The sequence below is a fragment of the Bacillus sp. IT-79MI2 genome (assembly GCF_949768135.1).
GTDB classification, from domain to species: Bacteria; Bacillota; Bacilli; order Bacillales; family Bacillaceae_G; genus Bacillus_A; species Bacillus_A pseudomycoides.
In genome coordinates, this window is record NZ_CATKPV010000119.1 from 1 (window position 1) to 1369 (window position 1369).

The window sequence follows — 1369 nt, forward strand, 5'->3', positions numbered from 1 at the left end:
ATTATCGTTTATAGATGTTATAAAAGTAGGCATATCAAATAAACCCTGACGGGTTTGAATTTTTTTACTATGCTACCTGATGAGTAGAAGTGGTATACTCATACACAACACCCAAAATGTCAAAGACTGTCTTTTTCTCGTATCGATGAGATTTTCGTCCGTTGCGCTGTAGGAGGTTAAACAGACGAAGGAGAACCTTTGATAGCTCTTGGGTGTTTTTGTGTAATGCTTGGTGAAAAAGTGAAAAATAATCTTTAATTATGTACATCGCTTTATATTCACTTAGCTCTTTCTGTTTCTTACGTAATAGGAGTTCTCTCATCTTAAACATTGTAGAAGAACATAATAGGATACTAATGAGTTGTCCATAAAGATGACATTCTAATCGCTCTTGTTTAATAGATTTACAACGATGAATTTGAAACCAGGATTTCCATATTTTAAATAACAGTTCAATTTGCCAACGTAGTGAATATAAATCATAGATTTTCTCTTTTGGTACCCATTCCGTAGGAATGTTTGTCATATATACCGTAATTCCTTGTAAAAGTTTCGTACGCTCTGTATATGTAATTCCTTTTTTCTTTTCACGAATAGCTCGATCACGTAGGCGTTTTTGTTTTTGCTCCTCCGTACATTTATAAACCACAATGCGAGTAGGTAGTTTGTCTTTGCTCCCTACATATACATCATGTAATTCATACACTTGGCCAGGTTGTAATTGGTTCATAATGTCTTCCAAATGAATTTGTATATATACCGGCCTCAGTTGAGCGGGTTTTGTTTTAAATATGACTGTTTCGAATTCCTTTCTATATATCTTAGTTGGTAACTTAAGACGTGATAAATAATATCCTTGCTTATCTTGAATAGACTTAAAGTCTTGTAAACGAAAATATCCTAAGTCACGAATATATAGTTCATTCTTTTGTGCCATACCTGTTCGAGTCGCACCATACGCTTGATCACTTCGTTTTCCTGGTTCAATTTTCACATCAGAAAATTCTCCACTCAACAAGTCATACTCCAGTTGAATTTTTACACCAGCTTTATGACTACATCCTCCGGCACCAGGATAAGTAGATGCAAATCGATCCGGCACTTGAAATGTTGTAGAATCAAGGATAAGAATACGCTCAAAGTAAGTAGAAAGAGCATGAGAAATCTTAGATAATCCCCCAATTTTAGCTTGTAGAAGTGTAGTAAATACAGTTCGAAAGAAGGCTACAGAAGCCGAGTTAAATCGCCGATTAAGTCCCTCAGGACTTAATAAAATTCCTGTTGAAGTTTCTAATTGACTACAAAGTTGAGTAAGAGAGGTAGTAGCGATTTGTTGATTTAACCATACACACAAAGATAAAAAATGGTG

The 1369-nt window shown here is 35.0% G+C and carries 1 protein-coding gene; it reads right to left on the reverse strand.

Going from position 1 to position 1369, the window contains the following annotated elements; translation table 11 throughout:
* Positions 1–67 precede the first annotated feature (67 nt).
* Positions 68–1369 (reverse strand): IS4 family transposase (locus ACM6HU_RS26395; RefSeq protein WP_414848522.1); only part of this gene is annotated, 1302 nt, incomplete at its 5' end.